Consider the following 25253-nt stretch of genomic DNA (forward strand, 5'->3'; position numbering starts at 1 on the left):
CAGCTTATTGCCCCCTCATCCAAGAAAATGCTTCTACCGTTTGTTGAACTGGACCTAATATATTTCCTGGTGCAACCCCGATCCAAATAATTGCCAGCACAAGTACCAACATCGGAATGGATTCTGATAACCGGAGATCAGCCCATTCGGTTGCTTTCTCCTTTGTCTGACCAAAAGTGATCGTTAGAACTGCACGTAAAACATAGAGAGCTGCCAAGATTAAACCTAGCGACGCTACCGCAGCCCAAACCGGCTGTGTTTCATAAAGCCCCATCAAAGCATAGAACTCACTGATAAACCCAGATAGTCCAGGTAGGCCTAGTAATCCTAATCCTCCAACTAAGAATATCCCCGAAAAGACAGGCATCGTTTTGGCCAGTCCCCCAAGATCCGACAGTAATGTGCTATTGGATCTCTCTACTAAACTTCCTACAAGGAAGAACAATAGTGCAGAAAGTAGTCCATGGGAGATGCTTTGTAGAATCGCACCTTGGAGACCTGTTTGTGTCCCTGCAGCAATTCCTAACAAGATAATTCCCATATGACTAATGCTAGAATAAGCGAGCACTAGGCGCAGTTCTTTTTGGACATAAGCTAGAATTGCCCCATAGAACAAATTAATCAGTCCCAACACGAGCAAAACAGTACTCGCCTTTTGAACATAAGTAGGAAACCACTCTACTCCAAAGCGCAGGATACCGTAAGAACCAATCTTGAGTAGTACTCCAGAGTGTATCATCACAACGGAAGTTGGGGCCTCTTTATGTACACGGAGCATCCATGTATGGAAAGGGAATGCAGGCAATTTAATTGCAAAGGCGAGAAGAAATGCGACAAAACAGGCAACCACTAAAGGTACTTCAGTACCAACTTCCGCCACTCCTCTAGCCAAAGCTGTCCGAACCTCTGGATATTCCGTTGTCCCTATCAAAATTTGAATCACTAGAATCGCAACTAATAGAATCGCAGAACCGATTCCATTGTAGAGGAGGAAATAAAATGCTGCCTTGATCCGGCCTGCCTGCCCCCAGATCCCGATTAAAAAGAACGTTGCAACTAACGTAATCTCAAAAAATAAAAAGAACAACAATAGGTTCTGTGACACAAAAACTCCTGTTACACCAATTTCTAAAAATAAAAGTAGCAGGTAGAAAGTTTTGACCCGATTACGAATGGAGGAAGACGCAATCATCGCAATCATAACCAAAAAAGTAGCTAACAATAAAAATGGTATGGAAAGTCCATCTACCCCCAAATGATAGGCAAAATTCCACTCCCCACTATCTATTAGATGAATGGAGAACCATTCCACTTTCTCTTGAAAAAGGATCGTACTTGACGTAATTTGGTGATTCCAAAATACATATAGTGCAAGTAAAAAAGGGATAAAGCTCGTTCCAATCGCCGTAAATCTAGTTCCTGTGACACTTTTAGATGGCAACAAACCTATCACAACGATACCTAGTAACGGTGTAAAGATGATCAATGAAAGGATCCAATCAGTAAGCCAACTCATGGTAACAACCTCCCAACAGTCAATCCGAGGAAGAGGACGACCATCCCGATTAGACTAACAAGTAAATATCGTTGTACTTGTCCGTCTTGGAACTTGGAGCCACCTTTTCCAATCATCTGGACAAACCAAGTAGTTCCTTTTGCCAAGGCTCCGATTCCAAAGCGATCTAGTCCTGTTAAAATCCAACCTAGTCCCTTTAGTGGATAGACAAAGGCCACTTGGTACATTTCATTTACATAAAAAGCTCTACGAACAAATTGACGAACCATTGGTAGACCAGCTGTTAATTTGGCAGATTTCCCTGGTTGGCGAACATACAAGAAATAAGCTAATGCAATACCAAGAACAGAAACTCCAGTTGCCAGAATAGGGATCCATATAGGAGTAACAACATGCTCATTCTCTTGTAAAAAGGCAGTAAAGTGTGTAGTAGGAAACTGTAAAAACCCAACCAATACACTAAGAGTTGCTAGAAAATAGAGTGGCACTCTAGTAAAAGCTCCTACTTTCTGATATACATTGCGTTTTTCTTCTCCCCAAAAGATAGTGAAAAAGAGACGGAACATATAAAAAGCCGTTAACATAGCACCTACTACAGCAATTACAAATAAGACAAGGTGCCCCGATTGATAAACAGAGACGAGAATCTCATCTTTCGAGAAAAAGCCAGAGAAAGGAGGAATCCCTGCAATCGCCAAGCACCCGGTCAAAAACAGGACACCTAATCCTTTTTCTCGTTTCCAAAGTCCACCCATCTTCCGTATATCTTGATGGTGGTGATAAACAAGCATGATCGCCCCCGCTCCTAAAAATAGCAAGGCTTTAAAGAATGCGTGGGTAAGCAGATGAAAGGTACCTGCTACCGTGCTACCAGAACCTAGTGCCAGCATCATGTAGCCCAACTGACTGACAGTAGAATATGCCAAGATACGTTTGAGATCATTCTGTCCGATTGCGACAATCGCAGCAAAGATAGCTGTAATTCCTCCAACATATGCTACGACATTCAATGCCACTGTACTCGCCTCAAAGACAGGGAACGTAAATGCCACCAGATACACCCCTGCGGCTACCATCGTCGCTGCATGGATCAACGCACTGACGGGAGTAGGTCCTTCCATCGCATCAGGAAGCCAAGTATGTAGCGGGAGTTGACCTGATTTTCCAACTGCTCCAATAAAGAGAGAGATTGCAATCAAGGTGATAACCCCAGGAGAAATGGTGGATTCATCAATTGCTTGATAAAGAACATCCAGTTCAAAGGAACCAATCTGTGAAAATACCAATCCCAATGCGATGAAAAGTCCTACATCGCCAATTCTAGTCACGATAAAGGCTTTTTTCGCAGCCCGTTTTGCTTCTTCTTTGAAGTACCAAAACCCAATTAGCAGGAAGGACGAGACACCTACTAGCTCCCAAAAGAAATAGATTTGAAGCAAATTGGATGAAAGCACAAGCCCCAACATGGAGAAAGTAAAAAGACTCAGATAGGCATAATAGATTGCGATTCTAGAATCTTTTTTCATATATTCCATGGAATAGAACTGAACAACAAGACTAATCAAACTCACCATCGTTAGCATCATCAGTTGAATTGGTTCTAAGGAGTATCCTAAGTAAACCTCATGCTCCCCCATTTGAAACCAGAGATGTTTGGCACCCGTCAGAGGTCTATCACTTCCGATCCCCTGGATAAGAAGATAAGTACTTAGGAGAAAAGAACAGCCTACCGCTAGCATGGCAATGCTGCCTGAACCATTTCTCTTGAGATAGGTCCGTCCAATGACCAACAATATAAAGGCGAGCAGTGGTGCAAATAATAAGATACCGACTACCATTGAAGTTACCTCCTTCCTTATCCTTTGAGTGAGTTATACTCATCCGCTTCAATTACGGCCTTATTTCGATAGAGCGCAATAAGGATTGCAAGTCCAACAGCTGCCTCTGCTGCTGCAATGGCAATTGTAAACAACGTAAAAATTTGTCCAGTTACATTCGGAATCAGCCCATATCTGGAGAAAGCAACTAGGTTAATGTTGGCAGCATTCAACATTAGTTCGATCGAAAAAAGTACGATCACTGCATTACGTTTCGTTAATACACCATATAGGCCAACGCAAAATAAAATTGCAGCAAGTGTTAGATAAGAAGTTAGATGCATCAGTTTTTCTCCTCTCTTTTTGCTAAGATGATGGCACCTATAAGGGCGATCAATAGCAAGATCGAGGCAATCTCAAACGGAATGACATATTTTTTAAAAAGTGTCATTCCGATATCAACTAGCTTGAAGTTTCCTATTTCGGGAGACCCGATAAATGGAAAACGGTTCAGAATCCATAGCAAAGCGACCAGCAAAATTCCGACTCCTGCAAATGCAGTCGCCTGATCCCAGAACCGCCTTTCTTCTTGCCCCTCTTCTTTTTTTTGCTTGGTTAGCATAATCCCATAGATCATCAAGATAGAGACAGCACCTGTATAGATCAATATTTGAATTACAGCAAGGAATTCGGCATGAAGCAGTAGATAGATCCCAGCGATACTAAAAAAACAGAAGGCGAGGGAAATCGCCATATGCATAACTCGCTCTAAGTTGATAAAAAAGATAGCCCCTCCAATAGCACCAAAGGAGAGGAGCAGAAACAAAATGGTCTCTCCATTGATGTTCATTTCTTATTGCCTCCTGTTTTTGGCATAGCTGAATTGTTTTCTTCTCGGATGTTTTGATCATTTTCGAACAGCCACTTCATGTTTTTAAAAAGTTGATCTCGACTGTATTCAGCTAGTACAAAGTTATTCGTCATGACGACCGCTTCGGTTGGGCAAACCTCAGTACAAAGATCACAAAGAATACAGGTCTCAAAGTTTATATCATAGGTATCGATCACTTTTCCTTTTTTCTCTGGATCCGGATTGCGCTTGCCAGTAAGCGAAATACAATCGGTTGGACAAACTCTGGCACATTGGTTGCAAACAATGCATTTTTCAGGATCAAAGTACTGGATTCCCCGAAAACGGTCGGGCATTGACAAGGGTTCCTCTGGATAGTTAACAGTTACTTTAGGTTTCGTCATGTTTTTGAGGGTGATGCCCATGCCTTTTACTAGTCCGAACATTGATTTCCCTCCTTATTGATTGGTGTTGCTTGGATTCTTTCATTTAGTTGATAAGATTTTGGTAATTGGATTTTTTATTTTTACCATTACCTATTTCATTTGGTGATTTCACAACATCATTTGGACTGATGTAGTTTTGCAATGGAACTTGCTTTTCTTGATAACGAAATTCTCTTGAGCAACTATTGGTTTTTTAGTAGAAGTTTTGAAAGAACGGAACTTCTTTGAGGATTGCAGTTAACAAGATGTTCAACAGTGCGACAGGTAATAAAACTTTCCAAGCAAATTCCATCAATTGGTCGGTACGTAATCGTGGCATGGTGGCACGTACCCAGAATAAGAAAAAGACCATAAAGCTAAATTTGAGGAGAAACCAGATGATCGCCGGGATGAAAGTCCAGCCAAATAACGGATTCCAACCACCTAAGAAAAGGATTGTAATCAAGGAAGACATGGCAAAAACATAGACATACTCCGCTAACATAAAAAAGGCAAAGCGAAACCCAGTGTATTCAACATGATAACCTGCTACTAATTCCGACTCAGCCTCAGGTAGATCGAAAGGAGTTCTGTTCAATTCCGCTAAGGAGGAAATGAGGAAGATAACAAACCCCAAAAATTGTGGAACAATAAACCAAAGATCCTGTTGAGCCTCTACGATGCGCGTCAAATTCAGACTGCCTGTGGTTAAGACAATTCCGACTACCGACATCACAAGTGGGATTTCGTAACTGATCATTTGGGCTGCAGATCTCATGCCCCCTAGTAGAGCATATTTATTGTTAGATGCCCAACCACCTAAGATAATCCCAATTGTGGTGATACTAGAGACAGCAAAGTAATAAAGAAGTCCAACACCCAGATCAGCGAATTTGAGTGTATCAGTAAAAGGCAAGACCGCTAATACAGCAAATGCTGGCACATAGGCAATAATAGGAGCGATCTTAAAGATCTCACGATCCGATTTCTGCGGAATAATATCTTCTTTCATTAAAAGTTTCGCAACATCTGCTACTGTCTGAAGCAGACCCCAAGGTCCTACTTGGTTTGGTCCAACTCGATTCTGAATCCAACCGATTACTTTCCGTTCGGCTAGAATGGCGTAGGTGACGAATCCTAGTACTAATAGCAACAAAACAATCGGTCCAAGCCATAAAAAAAGCGTCATTTAGCAGTCTACCTCCCCTAGAACAATATCAATTCCACCGAGAATAGCGACTAAGTTGGAGATATTCTCCCCTACTAGAATTTCGGGTAGGATCTGTAGATTGTAGAAAGAGGGACGGCGGAATTTGAGACGCCAGGGCTTGTCTTTACCCTTACTCACAATATGACACCCTAGTTCTCCCCTAGGAGATTCTAATCCTACATAGACTTCGCCTTCAGGGACACGTAACACGCGTGGTACTTTACCCATGATCTCTCCGCCTGTAGGAAACTGCTCCACTGCTTGACCTACTATATGTAACGCCTCTTCGATCTCTTGCATCCGTAATAGGTACTTCTCATAAAGATCCCCTATTTCCCCTATAGGAACTTGGAAGGAGAATCGTTCATATAAGGAATAAGGACGCTGTTTTCGCAGGTCATAATCGACTCCTGTGACACGCAGATTGGCTCCTGTTAAAGCATACTGAAGCGCTTGTTCCTTAGTGATTACCCCTACACCCATCGTTCGCTGGCGGAAAATTTCATTCCCTGTAATCAGTCCATGATATTCTTTCATTTGCTTTTTCATATACTCGACAAACTGATGTACTTTTTCGATCCATCCAGGTGGCGCATCCCATTTAACTCCACCTACTCGCATATAGTTATAGGTCAATCTTGCTCCACATAGTTCATTAAATAAGTTCAAAATCTCTTCCCGATCTCGAAAAGCATATAGAAATGGACTCATCGCTCCCACATCTAGAAGATAGGTTCCCATCCAAACTAGGTGGCTAGCTACACGATTAAGCTCCATTACGATAATCCGTAAAAACTCTGCTCTCTCTGGAATTTCTAGATCCATCAGTGCTTCTGTTGCATGAACAATGGCATAGTTATTGGTCATGGCAGATAAATAATCCATTCGGTCGGTATATGGAATGATCTGTGTATAAGTGAGATCCTCTGCCAATTTCTCTGTTCCCCGATGCAGATAACCTACTACTGGCTCTACATGGCGAATCTGCTCTCCATCAATTTGAACTACTAACCGTAATACCCCGTGTGTACTAGGATGTTGTGGTCCTACGTTTAGTAACATCTCTTCTGTCCGTACCACGCTTACACCCCCTCATCGTATGGCTCATAATCTTTTCGTAATGGATATCCAACCCAGTTATCTGGTAACAAAATTCGTCGCAGATCAGGATGCTGCTGGAAGGTGATACCGAGTAAGTCGTACATCTCTCGTTCGTTCCAGTTGGCCACTTTCCAAACTTGGCTTAATGTCTCCACTTCCGGTTTATCTCGATCTAATTTGGCTTTGAGACAAACTGTTTCATTTCGTTCTAAGGAATACAAGTGCAAAACAACTTCCAGATGGGTTTCATAATCAACTGCCGAGTAATTTTGCACAAAATCAAATTGGAAACCATCCGTTTCTTTGAGAAAATGAGCCATTTTGAACCATTTTGCCGAGTTGATTACGAAAGTAGGTGTATGTTCTCCTGCCTGATTTACATATGCTTCTTGGATTAGATCCTTGTCAAACTGCTCCTCGATCTGTTTACGATAACTCTCCAATAGCGGCTCCTTGGGAGAGGGTGGAAGTACTTTTGGTTCCGCAGGCTTACGTGGCGTCGGTCTGGGTCGAGCAGCAACTGGACGTGGTGTAGCCGGTTTGGGAGCTTCTTTTTTCTCTGAGGACTCCACTACCGATTCCTCTGGTTTTTTTGATTCTTTCTCCTCGCTCATAATGTCACCCGCTTCCCATGTTTGGCTTCATAGCGAATTTTTTCTTGAAGTTTATTAATTCCGTAGATAAGTGCTGCTGGATTGGGGGGACATCCCGGTATATAAACGTCTACTGGTACGATCTGATCGACCCCTTTTACAACTGAATAACTTTTGATATAAGGCCCACCTGCTGTAGCACAAGATCCCATCGCAATTACCCATTTGGGTTCGGGCATCTGATCATACAATCGACGTAGAAGAGGTGCCATTTTTTTGGTAACCGTTCCAGCGACGATCATCAAGTCTGATTGTCTAGGGGAGGCACGGAAAATCACCCCAAAGCGATCTAAGTCATAGTGTGCTCCACCTGTACCCATCATTTCGATGGCACAACAGGCCAGTCCAAACGTCATTGGCCATACCGAGCTACTCCGTACCCAAGCTTTTACTTGATCTAAACTAGTTGTAAGTACATTTCGTTGGAGCTCCGCCTCTTCCCATGGGCTTACTTTCTCATAATTTACTTCCATTCCAGCACCTCTTTTCTCCATGCATAAATCAGACCTACGACAAGGAAAAAGATAAATAACAACATCTCATAAAGTGCAAACAACCCTAGCTCTACACGTAGTGCATCATATACCGTTGCCCAAGGATAGAGAAAGACCGCTTCGACATCAAAAATAACAAACAACAAAGCAAACAAATAATAGCGAACATGAAATTGAATCCAACTATCTCCCGTTGGATCTACACCCGATTCATACGTTATCTGTTTCTCAGCTGTAGGCCGATGGGGACGAAGCCAACTTCCTACGGTTAGTGCAACCACTGGTAATGCAATTCCTAGCAAAAAGAACAATCCTAGTACTACAATATTGATATCTAGTTGCGATTCCACAGGTACTCACTCCTTTTGAAACTGCTTACATATATACGGCTGCAAAATTAGTAAGATTCACTTTTTTCTAATGATTATAGCAAAGGAAGCCAAACATTGTCTAATTGTCGAATGTTATATGATAATCTGTCGAACAAAAAAAGCAGAGAAAACAGAAAAGTTTCTCTACCTTATTAGACGCTAAAAGCCTATCAAATATGCAGTTTTATGGAAATATTGAGATTACCGGAATCAAAAACGAAGAATTTTTTAAATAAATCCTAAAATGAGAGAATAGAGCAGAATATTAGAGATTAGTCCTCCTACAATTGATACCATATGGAAATAGTTATCTAACTTATACCGGAAAAGAATAGTAAATACTAACTCCCCTAAAGCTCCACCTAAAAAAGCATATAGCCGAGTCGGTCCTTTACGAAAATAGGCAAGGGATCGATGATTTTCGTATGCCTCAACCGTTTCTTGATGATATTCATTATACATTTGTACAAATGAAGCTCTATTAAATATGATAAACATCATATACGCAAGAGTTAGGCGTATATTATCTGTATAAAAATAAATAACAAATGGACTGAGAAATAAAATAAGACGAAGTATTCCCAATCCGATTGCACCTAAAACCCATGATAACACTTTCCAAACTACATTCATTTGCATCCTCCAAATTTTTTTCTATAGACTTACATGAAAAAGATGGTCAAATCCATACTATATTGTAAATAACCATATAATTCTATCAAAAATCACCGTATCTTACATCGAACCCTTGTGAAGAACACTTAACACTCCGAATACAAACATAATTAAAATATTAGTACGATACTAAAGCCATTTTTCCTAGATGAGGAGAACGGCTTTGCTATATTTTTAAAGTTTTATTTACTTGATGTTGTTACTCTTCCTGCTAGATCGAAGTGGAGCTTTCGGTATTCTTTGGTTTTCAATGATGAATCAAACAGAATAAACGGATATCTTAGGTGTTCCTAACTTTTAAAAGATAGAGTATTCATAGAATAATCAAAAATGGAGGGTACTTTTTATGCGTCGTAAATGTCAACTTCATAAACGAAAAAGGCATCTTCGTCGTAAATTCAAAAGGATTCCACACCGCTTTCTTTACAGGCGTGTTCAAAAAGTTATACGAAATATATCGAATCCTACTAATACTTCTCATCCAATTAACACCAATACTTTTACTCCAACTGTTACTGTGAATCCCTCTATTTCGGAGCCAACTCCAACGCCACCACAAGGCGAACAAGGACTGCTAACAGAATTTACAGCAGATCAACCATTTACTACACAAAATTCTACTGCTTTGACAATTCCAACTGCACCTCAACCACCGTTAATTCTAGCACAAATTAGATTGTCTATTGATAATGTCAACGATCGAGTTCATTTAAACGGTACTGTTGGATGGGGAGCAATCCAATCGGAACCTGCTGTAGAATTTTCTATTACTCGTACTAGATTAATCAATGGACAACAAGATGTTATCTTTTCCACAAGAGATGATGCGGAATTTGTTGCAGACAACAGGGTTACTACCAGTTTTACCTTTGTAGATGAAACACCTATTGCTTTACAAGGAAATCAACTAATTGAATATACATTACAAATTTCACAGATTTCCGAAAGTACTAACACTGTTGTATTTGGTCCTGTTATTTTTACTGGAGCAGAAATAGAAGCTAACAATTCGTAAAAAGTTGATAGTACTCTTAACCTGTATTTACCACAAAATATTTTGGAATCATCGCTTGTTCGGACCAAAATCTAAAAGCCTTGAGAACCTTCCATCAAAGAGTTTCTCGAATTGATCCTTTTCTCTCTAACATAAAAAGCTGAGACAACCCTAGAAGGGTCACCTCAGCTTTCTTTTTATTACATCGGTTTTTGGACTACGTTGATCCGGTTGAGCGCACGTCTTAAAGCAAGCTCTGCACGTTTGAGATCGCCATCACCATCATGCAGGCGTTTCTTTGCACGCTCCTTCGCTGCTTTTGCACGTTCTAGATCGATTTGACCAGGTAGCTCAGCTGTTTCAGCCAGAATGGTCACACGGTCAGGACGAACTTCTAAAAATCCACCATTTACCGCGATTGACTCTTCTTTGCCATCCTTTTTCACACGAACAACCGTAACTCCGAGTGGACTAACCAACGGTGCGTGCTTTGGCAAGATCCCGATATCTCCACCAGCAGCCCGGGTCACAATCATGTCCACATCTTCGGAATAAACATTGCGTTCAGGGGTCACGATGTCCAAGTGCATTTTGCTCATCTCGGACAACTCCTTTAAATCTCGCGACGGTAGCCGAGTTTTTTGGCTTTCTCAAGTGCTTCATCGATGTTACCTACCATATAGAATGCATCCTCTGGTAGATCATCATGTTTACCTTCAAGCACTTCTTTGAAGCTACGAACGGTTTCTTTGACTGGTACATAGACACCAGGTTGACCAGTGAACTGTTCTGCTACGTGCATGTTTTGGGAGAGGAATTTCTCAATCTTACGAGCACGAGCTACGAGCAATTTGTCGTCTTCAGACAACTCATCGAAACCAAGAATCGCAATGATATCTTGAAGTTCGTTATAACGTGCAAGAATTTGCTGTACTCCACGAGCTACTTGATAGTGTTCTTCCCCAACTACTGCTGGAGTGAGAATACGAGAAGTAGAAGCAAGTGGATCTACCGCTGGGAAGATCCCTTTTTGGGTTAGACGACGCTCCAAGTTGGTCGTTGCATCCAAGTGAGAGAACGTGGTTGCTGGAGCTGGGTCCGTATAGTCATCCGCAGGAACGTAGATCGCTTGGATCGAGGTTACGGAACCATTTTTGGTAGAGGTAATACGCTCTTGCATCGCACCCATTTCGGTAGCCAAGGTTGGTTGGTAACCTACCGCAGATGGCATACGACCTAGTAGAGCAGATACCTCAGAACCAGCTTGGGTAAAACGGAAGATATTATCTACGAAGAACAATACGTCTTGACCTTCGCTATCACGGAAATGTTCTGCCATCGTCAAACCTGTCAAAGCAACACGCATACGTGCACCTGGCGGCTCGTTCATCTGACCGAAAACCATTGCCGTTTTACTGATTACACCAGAGTCTTTCATCTCATGGTATAGGTCGTTCCCCTCACGGGTACGCTCTCCTACCCCTGCGAATACAGAGAGACCACCATGTTCTTGCGCTACGTTGTTAATCAGCTCTTGAATTAGTACGGTTTTCCCTACACCCGCACCACCAAACAGACCAATTTTTCCTCCTTTTGCATAAGGAGCAAGCAAGTCTACTACTTTGATCCCCGTTTCGAGCATCTCTTGTTGAGTAGATTGGTCTTCAAACTTTGGAGCTGGACGGTGAATAGGAAGAGTTTCCTTTTGATCCACTGGACCTGCTTCATCGATTGGTTCACCCAATACGTTGAATACACGTCCTAGAGAGCTACGTCCTACCGGAACCGTAATCGCTTTTCCTGTATCTGTCGCTTCTACTCCACGCACGAGACCATCGGTGGATGCCATTGCAATGGTACGCACCATGTTATCTCCTAAATGAAGAGCTGCTTCGCATGTTAAAACCGTACCGTCTTCAAGTTTTACGGTAATCGCGTTATTAATCTCTGGCAAGCTTCCACTGTCAAATTGCATATCGACAACAGGACCGAGTACCTGCGTTACACGACCAGTGCTCATCATTTCCCCTCCTCGACTGGGATTCTATTTGTTTACGAAATTATCATCTCTATTACAATGCTGCTGCTCCACCTACGATCTCCGCAATCTCTTGCGTAATCGCAGCTTGGCGTGCACGGTTAAATTCGAGCGTCAGCTTCTTGATCAGTTCGTTTGCATTATCGGTAGCAGCACTCATCGCATTCATCCGTGCGGAGAACTCACTTGCCTTTGCTTCTAGAACTGCGCTGTAAACTAAGGTTTCAGCATAACGTGGCAAAATCTCTGCTAACACTTCTTCTTGTGAAGGTTCAAACTCATATGCTGGTAACGACTTCGCATGATCTTGTTCGAAATCTCCACTAGCGAGTGGGAGAAGTTGTTTTACGACCGGACGTTGCACAACAGGGTTTACAAACTCGTTATAAACCAAATGTAGCTCGTCATACTTTTCTTCACTGAAGAACTCTACAGCTTGATAGGCAATGCTCTTAATATCGGAAAAATAAGGACGGTCGCTCATACCTGTTACGGAATCAATGATTGGAACATTTTTCTTTTTGAGGTATTCCAACCCTTTACGTCCAATGACAAAGACAGAGTAAGTATCAGCTTGATTCTTGTGTTTTGCATTTAAGGTTTCGAGCAAAAGACGGAGCAAGTTACTGTTATAACCACCAGCAAGCCCGCGGTCGGAGGTAATGACTAGATAACCAGTACGTTTTACCGGACGAGTCGCAAGCATTGGGTGGTTTGCATCTGCCCCTTTAGACAAGCTGGTGATTACTTCGCGCATCTTTTCCGCATAGGGACGAGATGCTTGTGCCTGTTCTTGAGCACGGCGCAAGTTCGACGCAGCTACCATCTGCATCGCCTTGGTAATCTGCTTACTTTTGTTATAGGAACGGATCTTTTGCTTGATCGCCTTCATGTTTGCCATCGCAAGTCACCGCCTTTCTTCGTTTGACTTGGGGAAATGAATCGCTGATCTGAACGATTCGTTTCCATTTTTGTCCTGTTCTAACGGGCAGTAAGATCCCCACCTCCAAGCTTAGCAAAAGCAAAGAGGCTTAGGTGGAGAATAACTGCCATAAGAACCCGATAAGGTCAACTAACATTCAGAGAGGATGAAAGCTCCCCCCCTCTGAATGAAGTTTCACTATATTACTATCCGTTACGCAAACTTTTTCTTAAACGATTCTATTGCACCTTTGATACCTGCTTCTACTTCATCCGTTAGCTTCTTCTCTTTACGGATCAACTCATATACATCAGCTTGGTTTTGACCGATAAATGCATGAAGCTCTTTTTCAAAACGACGAACGTCTTCCACTGCGATATCGTCCAAGAAGCCTTTGGTTACAGCGTAGATAGAGATCACTTGCTCTTCTACTGGCATTGGATGACCTTCGTCTTGTTTCAGGATCTCAACCGTACGACGACCACGCTCTAATTTAGCTTGGGTTGCTTTATCCAAGTCAGAACCAAATTGAGCAAATGCTTGTAACTCATAGTATTGGGAAAGATCCAATTTGAGTGAACCTGCTACTTTGCTCATCGCCTTAATCTGAGCAGAACCCCCTACACGAGATACGGAGATCCCTACGTCTACCGCTGGACGGTTACCAGAATAGAACAGGCTAGAATCCAAGAAGATCTGACCATCCGTAATCGAAATTACGTTGGTTGGGATATAAGCTGATACGTCACCTGCTTGAGTTTCGATAAAAGGAAGCGCAGTGAGAGATCCACCACCACGAGCGTCAGACAGTTTCGCAGCACGCTCTAACAGACGAGAGTGAAGGTAGAAAACATCCCCTGGATATGCTTCACGACCTGGAGGACGACGGAGCAAGAGGGAGAGTTCCCGGTATGCTACCGCTTGCTTGGACAAGTCATCATAGACAGCCAAAACATGTCCGCCGTTATACATGAAGTACTCACCCATTGCACAACCAGCATAAGGAGCCAGGAATAGCAGTGGTGCTGGGTCCGAAGCACCAGCAGATACGATGATGGTGTAATCCATTGCACCTGCTTCTTCTAGTTTGCGAACTACGTTCGCAACAGTCGATTGTTTTTGTCCAATTGCAACATACACACAAACTACATTCTTACCCTTTTGGTTAATAATGGTGTCCAGTGCGATCGTGGTTTTACCCGTTTGACGGTCCCCGATCACTAGCTCACGCTGACCACGACCGATTGGAATCATTGCGTCAATCGCTTTGATACCAGTCTGCATTGGCTCATGAACCGATTTCCGATCGATTACCCCAGGAGCACCTGATTCTACTGCACGATAGTGAGTCGTCTCGATTGGACCTTTTCCATCGATTGGTTGTCCGAGTGGGTTTACTACACGGCCAAGCAATGCTTCCCCTACTGGTACTTCCAACAGACGACCGGTACGTTTTACCGTGTCCCCTTCGCGGATATCTTGGTAAGGTCCGAGAATAACAATCCCGACGTTATCTTCCTCTAGGTTCATCACATAACCCATAACCCCGTTGGAGAACTCAACTAGCTCCCCAGCCATTGCACTATTCAATCCATGGACACGAGCGATACCATCCCCGATTTGGATAATAGTACCTACATCCGCCACTTCTAATTCTGTCTGATAGCTCTCGATTTGCTTTTTAATGAGAGAGCTAATCTCTTCTGGTTTAATAGTCATGCGTTTTTCACCCCAATCTTGACATTCTATCCGTTCTATACTGCAGAGAGATTTTCCCGAAAGCGTTGCAGTTTGGTGCGTAGGCTACCGTCATAAAGGCGATCCCCGATTTGTACCACTGCACCACCCAACAAATCCGAGTCGACTTTCTCTTCTAGTACGAGTTTTTTTCCTATGATCGGTTCAAACGTACGAGCGATACTCTCTTTTTCCACATCCAATAGTGGAAATGCAGAAGTAACAACCGCTTTTGCAAGTCCTAATGCATCATTGGCAAAGTTACGGTAACTTGCAAGAATTCCAGACAAATGCAAAAGTCGTTTACGATCCACTAGGAGAAATAATAAGTTTTTTACATGCGAAGAAAGTGAACCAAATGATTTTGCGATCATTTCCTTTTGCTGTTCTAGTTGAGTAGAAGGATGAGTCAGCCAAGCAACGAGAGCTGGTGTTTCTTTCATCACTTTTTCTACTAGAACTAGCTCTTGCTCCGTCTGTTCTAAGAGGTTTTTGTCAGAAGCAATTTCAAAGAGGGCTTTTGCATAGCGCTTATCTACTACAGCCGCACTCATTGTACTCGTCCTACCTGCTCCAAGTAGTCGTCTACAATTTTGGTTTGCTCTTTTGCATCAATCTTTTGGTGCAAAATTTTTGCACTTAGTTCGATCGCTAGAGCGCCCACTTCGTTTTTCAAGCTAGCAATCGCTTTTGCTTTCTCTCGATTGATCTCTAATTTCGCCTCTTGAACTAACTTCTCTGCACGTTCGTTTGCTTTTTTGATAATCTCTTCTGCTTCACGATCTTTCTGCAGACGAGCACTTTCGACGATCTCTTTCGCTTCTGCTTTTGCTTGTTGCAGGAGCTCTTTTTGTTCTGTTAGATATGTTTCCGCTTTTTTGCGGTTTTCTTCAGCAGATTGAATGGAGTTATCAATGTGGTCTTGACGCGCTTTCATCGTGGTAAGGATTGGACGTAAACCAAAGCGAGTTACCAATCCTACGAGAATGATGAAAATTGCTAGCTGTGCCAACATTGTCCCCAAGTTCAGTTCTAACATTCGAGAGTCACTCCCTTCCTGAATGCAAATAGAAGCGAGGGAAACCAAGATCCCCCGCTACCGGGTCTTTGCAAAAATTAACCAATGATACCGAAAAGAAGCAAGATACCCATACCAACTCCGATGATAGGTAGCGCCTCGATCAAACCGAACAAAATCATTACTTGTCCAAACAGGGTACCACGTACTTCAGGTTGACGAGCTACACCTTCTACATACTTAGCAAAAAGATTGGAGTTACCAATCGCAGCACCGAAAGCAGCAAGACCGATCATGATAGCAGCAGCAAGAAAATTCAAATCCATTTATATTTCCTCCTCTTATACACATTCCAATTTTTATTTGCATTAAGGCATATGTACCAACTTTTTCGGGTAAAGAATGGGATGGCACTACTTAATGCTCTGTTGAGATTTTTTGTGCAATGTAAACATTGGTCAAAACGGTAAAGATGTAAGCCTGAATCGCACCTACAAACAGGGAGAAACCAATCCAAACGGCAAGTGGTACACCTGTTACATAGAGCGGGAATTTCGTCAACATGATGGTAATCAAGACTTCCCCAGCGAAGATATTCGCCCACAGACGCATTGCATGAGTTAGTGGTTTGGAGAATTCCTCGATCAAGTGAATCGGAAGCATTGCATTGGTGTAATGTTTCACATAACCACGTGGATTATGACGAATCCCTAGGTAATGAGAGTAGATCGCGACACCCAATGCCATGGCAATCGTAACGTTGATATCTGCTGTAGGAGATTTCAACCATGCAATTGCATGTGCCGACTCTAATTTCTCTGCGGTAATTCCTAAGGATGGAATTGGATGATGCACTTCACTGGTAACCATCAAGATTACCCCGATCTGGTTCGCAAAGAAAATAAACAAAATCAAAGTGAACGTCAAACCTAAAAATTTCTCTGCTTTCTTTTGATCTAGACTCATTTGCGTGATTCCACGGCTAAAATCAATCATCATTTCTACGATATTTTGCATACCGCTAGGAACCATCTGCACCCTGCGCGAAGCCAGAATTGCAATTAGAAAGACGAGTACAGCCGCAAGAAGACTACCAACAATAATAGTTAGATCAAAGGTGAGGCCTAGGAACTCAACTTTTGGTGTCAGCTCCATTCTCTGCATTCACCTCCTTTGGGAACTCTAAATTCTCCCGTACTTGAAAATAAGCGATGACAGATATGATGTAGCCCAGAGGAAAACCGATTAATACTGCTTTGATATCAAAGATATGTGGTAGCTTACCTGCAATATATAAAAAGAGGGCTACTGTGATGAAACGCGTGACCATGCCGGTTCCTCTGGTCCATCTTTCCCCCCGGGAAACTGTCTCGCCAATCCAATACAACTTTTTTGCTGTATTGAGCGCATTGTAGCAACTTAGTATAAACCCGAGAATAAGTCCAGATAGGAAAGTCTTGTAAGGAGTAAGGTATAGCATGATCAAGAAAATACTGAGGAGTCCAGCAGTGAGAAGTAATATCCGCTGACGGATAATTTGTAAGGGATTCATGAGGAAATCAGTCCTTTGTCATTCGAACCAGTGTATAAATCGCACTGATTAGTCCAAAAAGGATCCCTAATAGAACCCCAATCAGAGTGAAAGTGGGTTTCGATTGCCACAGAGCATCTAGCTTGGTACCAAGCCAAGTTGCACCGACAATGAGGAAAATCATCTGGAAACTAATGGACCCAACGAGAACCAACATCCGTAGAATACGACGATCGGTTTTCAAGTAGTATACCCCACCTTCAAGCAATCTGATAAACTGCTAAACAGACTCGACGTACTTTCATAGGAGGGTCTTCAAATTTTCAGGCGTTTCCCCTGCTTATAGTAACCAAGCAAAATTATGTTGTCAACGCTTTCTTTGAGAGGATTATGAAAAAGTCGTCACATTTATACGTAAATTGAACAAAATGTGACGAAGGCAAAGTCCAAAATGTCCAGTCTCGAAATATATCATTATTCAAATGTAAAGTGTTTGTATTATTTTTGAATAGAATTAGTAAATCAAAAAGAGATTATCTAGAACTACCCAATCTATAGGCAATCTTTAGATAATCTCGAAAACCGGACAATAAGACACGAGAGTTACTATTTCGTTCCGAAAAGTCGATCCCCTGCATCCCCTAAACCTGGCACGATATAGCTTTTTTCATTTAGTCTCTCGTCCACAGCAGCTACATAGATATCTACATCTGGATGATCCTCTTGAATTCTTTTTACACCTTCTGGACAACCGATTAAACACATCATTTTCATGCTCCGAACACCCATACGCTTCATGATCTTTAACGCTTCGGACGCAGATGCTCCCGTTGCCAACATTGGATCAATTACAATGAAATCCCGTTCTTCTACATCATTTGGCATTTTGTTAAAATACTCTACTGCTTGAAGTGTGACCGGATCGCGATATAGGCCAATATGCCCGACTTTAGCTGCTGGAATCAACTTTAAAATGCCATCGATCATCCCAAGTCCAGCGCGTAGAATGGGCACCAATCCAATCTTTTTTCCAGCCAACACTTTACATTTTGCCTCCGTAACAGGGGTTTGGATCATTACTTCTTCTAGTTGTAGATCGCGCGTGATCTCATATGCCATCAGTGCAGCAACCTCGTCTACTAACTCGCGAAACTCTTTTGTTCCTGTGTTTTTATCTCGTATATATGTCAATTTATGTTGGATCAATGGATGATCCATAACATGGACTTGTCCCATTATCGTACACCCCTTATATACATAGTATTCTTTTTCGAAGGTTCTCTTATAAGTGGTCAACCAAACATTTTTGTCTTATGGGTAGTAAGAACCCATGATAACTGTCCATAAGAACCGATAAGGTCAATTAACATTCAGTAAGGGATGAAATTAACCCTACACTAAATAAACGCTCTCTTTATTACGCAGAAAAGAGAGACGAGAAAGCCAGCTCGTCTCTGCTTAAAAATCAAAAAGCTATATCAAAACCGAAAGGGCTATTTTGGAGTTACTAGTAATCTAGAAATCTTGTTTTGGAGTCTCAGCTGCTATTAGCCAATTACCAGTTCTGGATACATTGGGAATTGCGCTGTTAATTTGGCAACACGATCTTTTGCCTCTTGTTGTTTGTCCTCATTGTTCGGGTTTTGCAAAGTGAGTGTGATAATCTCTGCAATCTCTTCCATTTCTTTTTCTTTCATGCCACGAGTAGTAATCGCAGGAGTCCCAATCCGAATACCACTAGTAACAAATGGACTCTCTGGATCATTTGGAATAGAGTTTTTGTTGGTGGTGATCCCCACCTCATCCAATAGATGCTCCGCAACTTTTCCGGTAAGTTCCATGTTACGTACATCGATCAAGATCAGATGATTATCCGTACCACCCGAGATCAATGTAAATCCTTTTTCCTGAAGGCGAGTTGCCATCGCTCTAGCATTTTTTACGATTTGTGCGGAATACTCCTGGAACTCATCGGAAAGAGCTTCTCCAAATGCAACTGCTTTAGCCGCAATCACGTGCATCAATGGACCACCTTGAATACCAGGAAAGACTGCTTTATCAATCGCTTTGGCGTATTCTTCTTTGCAAAGGATCATTCCACCGCGTGGTCCTCGTAGTGTTTTGTGAGTCGTAGTCGTCACAAAATCCGCATGAGGAACAGGGTTCGGGTGATGCCCAGTTGCCACAAGTCCTGCGATATGAGCCATATCCACCATAAACATAGCTCCTACTTCACGAGCGATCTCGCCTAATTTGGCAAAATCAATTGTTCGGGAATATGCGCTTGCTCCTGCAACCAACAATTTAGGGCGATGTTCGATTGCAAGGCGGTGTACTTCTTCATAATCAATTACTTGGGATTCCTCATCTACCCCATAAGCTACAAAGTTGTACAGTTTTCCTGAAAAGTTAACGGGGCTTCCATGCGTGAGATGACCACCATGTGCCAGGTTCATCCCAAGTACGGTATCACCAGGCTCTAGTACGGCAAAATAAACTGCCATGTTGGCTTGTGCTCCAGAATGTGGTTGTACATTGACATGATCTGCGCCAAACAACTGTTTTGCCCGATCTCTCGCTAGATCTTCTACCGTATCTACATGCTCACAACCACCATAGTAGCGTTTGCCTGGATACCCTTCTGCATATTTATTGGTGAGTACAGAGCCCATCGCTTCCATCACTGCTGGCGTTACAAAATTTTCCGAAGCAATCAACTCAATTTTATCTCGTTGGCGATTGAGTTCTTGCCCGATTGCTTCTAATACTTCTGGATCTTGTTTATGTAGATGGTTCATCTATTTCTCCTCCTGAATATCCAATTGGTAGATAAGTTAATCTGTCATTTCCGTCAAACTAATTAACCGCTAGTTGTTAAGAAAAACTAAAGAGAATATACCGCACGAGCTCCCCCAATTAGCTTAGGTCGTGTTTTCGCCATCGTGACATGCGCATACCCTATCTGCTTCTGTTTGGAACGCACAGGTACAGCAACTGGCTTCAGATGCATCCCAATTAGGGTATCCCCTATATCGATTCCAGCATCTGCTTGGATAGACTCTACTAATACAGCATCAGGTAAAGCGGAATGCGCAAAAGAGGCCATCGCTCCACCTGCATGAGGTACGGGAATTGCCTGGACAGCTGTAAGCCCAAAGCGTTCTCTCGTTGATTCGCATATAACTAACGCCCTATTTAGATGCTCGCAACACTGAAAAGCTAAGTGAAAGGAATGCTGACGGGCAAAGCGATCCAAAACAGCAAATAAAACCTTTGCTACCTCTTCACTACCATTTGTCCCAATCTGCTCTCCCAATACCTCACTCGTACTCGTACCAATTACCAAAATATGCCGATCGGTCAAAGGAGATACTTCTAAGAGATCTTGGAGTACCTGCTCCAATTGACTAGTGATAGAAGACAGAAAATCTTTTCCCATTTGTCCTTAACCTTCTAATTGTGCAATTTTATCTACACGTCTAGCATGACGATCACCAGCAAACTCGGTAGTTAGCCAAGTGCGCACAATGGATTTGGCTAGGTCTGGACCTACGACCCGCTCTCCAAGAGCCAAGATATTTGCATTATTATGCTCTCTGCTCATTCTAGCCGAAAACTCATCACTAACTACTGCACAACGGATACCTTTTACCTTGTTTGCGGCAATCGACATGCCAATTCCTGTACCACAGACTAAAATCCCTAAGTCATACTCTCCAGCTGCTACCTTCTGGGCAACAGGTGCAGCATAGTCTGGATAATCAACCGAATCAGTACAATTGCAACCTTCATCGGCATAGGAAATGCCCATTTCCTCTAATAAAAACTTTAATTCTTGTTTTAGATGAATACCACCATGATCAGATCCAAGGATAACACGCATGATAAAACCCCCTGTCCGGATTGTCTCTCCTAGTATACCTAGAAAGTCCAGGGGATTCACAAGCATTTTTATAAATTATGAGTGAGATAACTTTTTTATTATTCATGATGTAGTTCCCTTTGTTGTCCAATATCTCAAAATGATCCGAATCGCTTCTTCGATCTCCTCACCACATTGGCGATAAATAGATAAATCCCCACCAAACGGGTCTTGAATATCGATCGATTTCATTGCTTGCTCAGAAGGGGACAGACTGTGTGCATATTCAGCTAAAGTATAAGTTTTTGGTAAGCTTGCCTCATAGTGTTCTCGAATAACATCACGATGATAGGATGTCATTGTTAGCACAATATCGGCCCAATCGACTAATTTTTGATCCATGGATTGAGCTACATGATGATCCGACCAACCTTTGTCTCTTAGTATCGTTTGCGTGTGATCAGAAGCAGGAGAGCCTGGGAAAGCAGCAATTCCAGCAGATTTCACTTCTACTTCCACTTGGTACTCCTTAGCAAGTTGTCGCATCATCTCTGCTGCCATAGGACTTCGGCATGTATTACCTGTACAGACGAAAAGAACACGTAACATGTTTCTACCTCACTTTTGGTAGTGGTGTATGTTTAGTAACATTGTATACTATCATTTTACCAGATAAACTTCACACCTAGGGCGATGAGAATGATCCCTCCGATCACTTCACCATACCCTCCAACGAGAGAGCCGAGAATTCTTCCGATCGAAAGCCCTATTCCACTAAGGATAAAACCTGCCAATCCAAACATCATGATTGCCAATAATAGATCTACCTGAAATAGTCCAAGAGTAAGGCCCACTGATAAGGAATCGACACTGACACTCAGAGAAAAAAGAAACAACCCAAACCAAGTCATACTTTTTACTTGAAGTTCTGCCTCTTCCCCTTTTATATTTTTGTAGACCATCTGGGCTCCCAAAAGACACAACATACCTCCACCCACCATTACTGCAATACCCTCTAACCAGCCACCAATGGATCTTCCTACTAAAAATCCAAAAAAGGGCATAACAACATGAAAGATTCCGACCATAATAGCAAACAGCAAGTTCCGTTGCCAATTTAGCCGCTTGGTTCCGATTCCGATGCCAATGGAGAACGCATCCATCCCAAGTGCGATAGCAATAAAGGCTAGCGTCACAATTTGTCCCAGTTCTGGTGTGGAGAGTTGCATTTGTTCGACTCCTTCTTGTCCATTTCTCCTATAAACTATGCGGGACAAGAAGTTGGTAGAAGCTATTTCGTATGGAAACTACACTCAATAAGACTCTAATCAGATTCTCTTTTGTTACAACGATAAACTAACTCCTTAGCTCAAGCTTTCTCTGTTAGTTACTCTGGGAATAAGTCCAAATAACAAAAAAAGACCGACTAGTTAAGTCGATCTCATTCGTCAGATTCATTTATCCCACTACTTAACAATCATACATAATTCGGAGGTTACAAAGATGGAAAAACCGACGATTACTATTCAGCACTTCAACTAACAATGATCTTAGAGAGAAGTTTTTATCAACAGAACTTTCCATCTGCTGCTTTGCGCAATCGATTCATCACAGAAAAAAAGATCCCTTCCTCGGGAAACGTTTCACCATAAATGACATCCACTTTTAACTCATCAAATTGGCGTAACGCTTGAAACAAGTTTCTAGCTACACTTTCCGGTTGTTTGCGGGAACCGGCTGACACAACTGCCGCTGATTTGTATTTATCTTCGTTTTCCGTTGTGGTGAGTACTCCCACTTTTTTGCCGTGAAGGTTTGATTCTTCTATTAATTTCTGGATTTGGGTAACCATGTTTTGGGGATTCCCTTTGACTAACCACATCGTTGCCTCTGGTGCATAATGCCGATATTTCATTCCTGGAGAACGAGGTTTTGAAGCAGATTCAGTCAGTCCTAGATCCACTTGAATCGTTGGAACTACTTTTTGTAGATCTTCTAGCGAGACTCCACCCGGACGTAGCAAAATAGGGTATTCACCTGTCACATCCACTACGGTCGACTCCACTCCTACACCTGTCGGTCCCCCATCCAACAACAGCTCTATTCTCCCTTGTAAATCTTGCCAAACATGGCGAGCTTCTGTGGGACTAGGGCGTCCAGAACGATTAGCACTAGGTGCAGCAACGGGATGTCCTGTTAATTGCAAGAGAGCTCTGGCAACGGGATGATTCGGAATCCTCACTCCTACAGTAGGCAATCCAGCAGTCACTTCAGGTACTATTTTTCCGCTATGAGGCAATATGAGAGTCAAAGGGCCCGGAACAAAAGCTTCCAAGAGTTGCTCTCCTGCTGGAGGTATACTTTGAACCCACTCTCGAATTTGGTGAACCTCTCCAAAATGGATAATTAACGGATTATCACTCGGTCTACCCTTTGCTAAGAAGATCCGCTTGACTGCCTCTGATGAGGTGGCATCTGCACCTAATCCATAAACTGTTTCAGTAGGAAACGCAACCAAGCCACCTTCACGAAGAAGCTGGGCAGCGTCATGCATTTCTTCTTTTAGGAGTAAGTCAGATAGAGGTTGGTTGGGATCTATTTCCCAACAGTGTGTTTTCTTCAGTTGCAATCCCAATCCCCTTCTTTTTTAAACAATATTTTAGTCGTCTTCCTGTTCAATGAATCGATCCATAAGTGAACAGCTAAAAATGTTCCCTCTATTAGCAATCTCTGAAAAATGTATGGAACAAGCCACTTCAAACGGAACTTCCTCTTCCTCAATCGGATAAAAACAGAGCGCTTGTAACCAATCGCTAGGCTGAGAAGTGATGAGATAAACGCTATCTAATTTCGCATCCGAGGCTGCTCGCAATAAGATTTGAATCAATTCCAAAATAACCTTTTCTGAGCGGGCTTGCTTCTCCAAAACAAACGAACGAAATAATCCATAATCCCCACAAAGTACCATACCAGCTGTTCCAACCACTACTGGTTTGTCCTCCACCATGCCCTCTACTACAAAAAACAAAGTAGGTTCTTCAACAGCTCCTCTGGTAGAGAGGTTGGCGCGTTCTATCAGAGAGAGAATCTGTGAATGATCTTCTGGCTTTGCTTCTCGAATCCATAACATATGGCTTGTCTTCCTTCCTCGCTATCTGTGATGGAGCATATGAGGGAGACAAGGAAAATAGAACTTCTAAAAGCCCATGTTAAAACATCACTTACTCCAAGAATCTTGATCAAACTCGCTCTTTATCAAGATTCTCTCCGTTTTTAAGTTTAGAAATGAGCTCTATTTTTCATCCCGATCGTAAGGGTCTATTGTTGGTTCCAAAGCTCCTGCCATTTTTCTTGAAGGTAAAATTTTACTTCTACTTGTTTAGGTTGATCTGATTTCGGTTCCTGAACTAACATATGATCAGAGCTGATCGATGCAGAGAGAGTCTCTTCTTCTTTGGGAATTGCATTTCCATTGCCCATATCTACAAAGCACAAAGGCGGAAACAAGACACACCACCAATTGTCCCCATTCCCTTTGCCCAGAGTAATAAGTAGTGCTTCATAGTCACCAGCAGGATAAACCTTATTCCCATATAGCTTGGTAGGAAATGAAACGGAACCAAAATCCACTTTTACTTCATAATCAAATCCATGTTGATCCAAGGTTTGACGAGCTATTTTCTCGAATAATGCCTTGTGCTCTCCAATCATTTTACGAGCTTCTTCCAAATTGGCTGGTTTGGTAGACCAAGTTTTCAACTCTTCTACGATAGCATTACGAACAAGTCGCTTGATCCACTGGTCTTGTGCTGAGTCACTATTGGCTAAGATCCGCAGACGAATCGCTTGATCGGGTATCTCCTCTTGCTCTGACACAGATGATTCTTCTTGTGATACCTGTTTCCCTGCTATCGGCTCTTTTGCAAAAGATGGGAAGAGACCATTGCTCCATAATAAAATACCAAAGCCAATCCATATGAAAAGAAAAGAAATAACTCGATAAGTGCGTAGTCTCATTTTGAAATCCTCCCTCTATAAT

Annotated in this window: 31 protein-coding genes; 1 reads left to right on the forward strand and 30 read right to left on the reverse strand. The window is 42.4% G+C overall.

Features of this window, described 5'->3' with window-relative positions; all coding sequences use genetic code 11:
* Positions 1-4 precede the first annotated feature (4 nt).
* The 11 genes from VJ09_RS10030 to VJ09_RS10080 all read right to left on the reverse strand — a co-directional run bounded on the left by VJ09_RS10030 (position 5) and on the right by VJ09_RS10080 (position 9070).
* A complete protein-coding gene (locus VJ09_RS10030) occupies positions 5-1516 on the reverse strand; it encodes a complex I subunit 4 family protein (RefSeq protein WP_044641316.1) in 1512 nt (503 codons plus the stop codon).
* A complete protein-coding gene (gene nuoL / locus VJ09_RS10035; protein WP_044641317.1) occupies positions 1513-3354 on the reverse strand; it encodes an NADH-quinone oxidoreductase subunit L in 1842 nt (613 codons plus the stop codon). The genes VJ09_RS10030 and nuoL overlap by 4 nt, the downstream gene beginning before the upstream one ends.
* Positions 3355-3371: 17 nt before the next feature.
* A complete protein-coding gene (gene nuoK, locus VJ09_RS10040) occupies positions 3372-3677 on the reverse strand; it encodes an NADH-quinone oxidoreductase subunit NuoK (RefSeq protein ID WP_044641318.1) in 306 nt (101 codons plus the stop codon).
* Entirely contained in the window at positions 3677-4183 is a 507-nt protein-coding gene (locus tag VJ09_RS10045; protein ID WP_044641319.1) for an NADH-quinone oxidoreductase subunit J, read from the reverse strand. The genes nuoK and VJ09_RS10045 overlap by 1 nt, the downstream gene beginning before the upstream one ends.
* Positions 4180-4629: an NADH-quinone oxidoreductase subunit NuoI gene (nuoI, locus tag VJ09_RS10050; protein WP_044641320.1), complete on the reverse strand. Its 450-nt coding sequence runs from the start codon at positions 4627-4629 to the stop codon at positions 4180-4182. The genes VJ09_RS10045 and nuoI overlap by 4 nt, the downstream gene beginning before the upstream one ends.
* A gap of 193 nt (positions 4630-4822) precedes the next feature.
* Positions 4823-5797: an NADH-quinone oxidoreductase subunit NuoH gene (gene nuoH, locus VJ09_RS10055; RefSeq protein ID WP_044641321.1), complete on the reverse strand. Its 975-nt coding sequence runs from the start codon at positions 5795-5797 to the stop codon at positions 4823-4825.
* Positions 5798-6898: an NADH-quinone oxidoreductase subunit D gene (locus VJ09_RS10060; RefSeq protein ID WP_044641322.1), complete on the reverse strand. Its 1101-nt coding sequence runs from the start codon at positions 6896-6898 to the stop codon at positions 5798-5800.
* Between the two features lie 2 nt (positions 6899-6900).
* On the reverse strand, positions 6901-7533 hold the full coding sequence (locus VJ09_RS10065; protein WP_044641323.1) for an NADH-quinone oxidoreductase subunit C: 633 nt from the start codon (positions 7531-7533) through the stop codon (positions 6901-6903).
* Complete coding sequence (locus VJ09_RS10070) at positions 7530-8045, reverse strand: NuoB/complex I 20 kDa subunit family protein (protein ID WP_044641324.1); 516 nt, start codon at positions 8043-8045, stop codon at positions 7530-7532. The genes VJ09_RS10065 and VJ09_RS10070 overlap by 4 nt, the downstream gene beginning before the upstream one ends.
* Positions 8036-8416 (reverse strand): NADH-quinone oxidoreductase subunit A, encoded by a 381-nt coding sequence (locus VJ09_RS10075; protein ID WP_044641325.1) that lies wholly within the window; start codon positions 8414-8416, stop codon positions 8036-8038. Before VJ09_RS10075 ends, VJ09_RS10070 begins: the two co-directional genes overlap by 10 nt.
* 249 nt (positions 8417-8665) lie before the next feature.
* Positions 8666-9070, reverse strand: a complete 405-nt coding sequence (locus tag VJ09_RS10080) for a hypothetical protein (RefSeq protein ID WP_044641326.1) — start codon at positions 9068-9070, stop codon at positions 8666-8668.
* A gap of 388 nt (positions 9071-9458) precedes the next feature.
* Here VJ09_RS10080 and VJ09_RS10085 point away from each other — a divergent pair, with 388 nt between their 5' ends.
* On the forward strand, positions 9459-10127 hold the full coding sequence (locus tag VJ09_RS10085) for a hypothetical protein (RefSeq protein ID WP_044641327.1): 669 nt from the start codon (positions 9459-9461) through the stop codon (positions 10125-10127).
* A 179-nt stretch (positions 10128-10306) separates the two neighbouring features.
* Here VJ09_RS10085 and VJ09_RS10090 read toward each other — a convergent pair whose 3' ends face one another.
* From VJ09_RS10090 to spoIIR, 19 genes are all read right to left on the reverse strand, one after another.
* Entirely contained in the window at positions 10307-10705 is a 399-nt protein-coding gene (locus VJ09_RS10090) for a F0F1 ATP synthase subunit epsilon (RefSeq protein ID WP_044641328.1), read from the reverse strand.
* 14 nt (positions 10706-10719) lie between these two features.
* Positions 10720-12126, reverse strand: coding sequence for a F0F1 ATP synthase subunit beta (gene atpD, locus VJ09_RS10095; protein WP_044641329.1), 1407 nt, complete (start codon positions 12124-12126; stop codon positions 10720-10722).
* Between the two features lie 52 nt (positions 12127-12178).
* Positions 12179-13045, reverse strand: a complete 867-nt coding sequence (gene atpG / locus VJ09_RS10100) for an ATP synthase F1 subunit gamma (protein WP_044641330.1) — start codon at positions 13043-13045, stop codon at positions 12179-12181.
* A 234-nt stretch (positions 13046-13279) separates the two neighbouring features.
* Positions 13280-14785, reverse strand: a complete 1506-nt coding sequence (gene atpA, locus VJ09_RS10105) for a F0F1 ATP synthase subunit alpha (protein WP_044641331.1) — start codon at positions 14783-14785, stop codon at positions 13280-13282.
* A 35-nt stretch (positions 14786-14820) separates the two neighbouring features.
* A complete protein-coding gene (locus VJ09_RS10110) occupies positions 14821-15357 on the reverse strand; it encodes a F0F1 ATP synthase subunit delta (protein ID WP_044641332.1) in 537 nt (178 codons plus the stop codon).
* Positions 15354-15842, reverse strand: a complete 489-nt coding sequence (gene atpF, locus VJ09_RS10115; protein ID WP_052807328.1) for a F0F1 ATP synthase subunit B — start codon at positions 15840-15842, stop codon at positions 15354-15356. The genes VJ09_RS10110 and atpF overlap by 4 nt, the downstream gene beginning before the upstream one ends.
* Positions 15843-15919: 77 nt before the next feature.
* Positions 15920-16141 (reverse strand): F0F1 ATP synthase subunit C, encoded by a 222-nt coding sequence (atpE, locus tag VJ09_RS10120; protein ID WP_230199143.1) that lies wholly within the window; start codon positions 16139-16141, stop codon positions 15920-15922.
* 97 nt (positions 16142-16238) lie between these two features.
* The gene (gene atpB / locus VJ09_RS10125; RefSeq protein ID WP_230199113.1) at positions 16239-16985 is read right to left on the reverse strand and encodes a F0F1 ATP synthase subunit A; all 747 of its coding nucleotides are present in this window, start codon (positions 16983-16985) and stop codon (positions 16239-16241) included.
* Positions 16954-17373 carry an ATP synthase subunit I gene (locus VJ09_RS10130; RefSeq protein WP_044641335.1) on the reverse strand — a complete coding sequence of 140 codons (420 nt, stop codon included), beginning with the start codon at positions 17371-17373 and terminating at the stop codon, positions 16954-16956. Before VJ09_RS10130 ends, atpB begins: the two co-directional genes overlap by 32 nt.
* Positions 17374-17380: 7 nt before the next feature.
* A complete protein-coding gene (locus tag VJ09_RS10135; protein WP_044641336.1) occupies positions 17381-17596 on the reverse strand; it encodes an AtpZ/AtpI family protein in 216 nt (71 codons plus the stop codon).
* A 362-nt stretch (positions 17597-17958) separates the two neighbouring features.
* A complete protein-coding gene (gene upp / locus VJ09_RS10140; protein ID WP_044641337.1) occupies positions 17959-18588 on the reverse strand; it encodes a uracil phosphoribosyltransferase in 630 nt (209 codons plus the stop codon).
* Positions 18589-18899: 311 nt separating this feature from the next.
* The gene (locus VJ09_RS10145) at positions 18900-20150 is read right to left on the reverse strand and encodes a serine hydroxymethyltransferase (protein WP_044641338.1); all 1251 of its coding nucleotides are present in this window, start codon (positions 20148-20150) and stop codon (positions 18900-18902) included.
* A gap of 86 nt (positions 20151-20236) precedes the next feature.
* Positions 20237-20791 carry a TIGR01440 family protein gene (locus tag VJ09_RS10150; RefSeq protein ID WP_187118696.1) on the reverse strand — a complete coding sequence of 185 codons (555 nt, stop codon included), beginning with the start codon at positions 20789-20791 and terminating at the stop codon, positions 20237-20239.
* 6 nt (positions 20792-20797) lie between these two features.
* Positions 20798-21235 carry a ribose 5-phosphate isomerase B gene (gene rpiB, locus VJ09_RS10155; RefSeq protein WP_044641339.1) on the reverse strand — a complete coding sequence of 146 codons (438 nt, stop codon included), beginning with the start codon at positions 21233-21235 and terminating at the stop codon, positions 20798-20800.
* A gap of 102 nt (positions 21236-21337) precedes the next feature.
* Positions 21338-21823, reverse strand: coding sequence for a low molecular weight protein arginine phosphatase (locus VJ09_RS10160; protein ID WP_044641340.1), 486 nt, complete (start codon positions 21821-21823; stop codon positions 21338-21340).
* A gap of 56 nt (positions 21824-21879) precedes the next feature.
* Positions 21880-22443, reverse strand: coding sequence for a manganese efflux pump MntP (locus tag VJ09_RS10165; protein ID WP_044641341.1), 564 nt, complete (start codon positions 22441-22443; stop codon positions 21880-21882).
* A 338-nt stretch (positions 22444-22781) separates the two neighbouring features.
* Positions 22782-23843, reverse strand: coding sequence for an L-threonylcarbamoyladenylate synthase (locus VJ09_RS10170; protein WP_230199114.1), 1062 nt, complete (start codon positions 23841-23843; stop codon positions 22782-22784).
* Between the two features lie 30 nt (positions 23844-23873).
* Entirely contained in the window at positions 23874-24344 is a 471-nt protein-coding gene (locus tag VJ09_RS10175; protein WP_044641342.1) for a GNAT family N-acetyltransferase, read from the reverse strand.
* 188 nt (positions 24345-24532) lie between these two features.
* Positions 24533-25231 carry a stage II sporulation protein R gene (gene spoIIR, locus VJ09_RS10180; protein ID WP_052807330.1) on the reverse strand — a complete coding sequence of 233 codons (699 nt, stop codon included), beginning with the start codon at positions 25229-25231 and terminating at the stop codon, positions 24533-24535.
* Positions 25232-25253: the final 22 nt, after the last annotated feature.

It is taken from the genome of Risungbinella massiliensis, assembly GCF_000942395.1.
Lineage (GTDB): Bacteria > Bacillota > Bacilli > Thermoactinomycetales > Thermoactinomycetaceae > Risungbinella > Risungbinella massiliensis.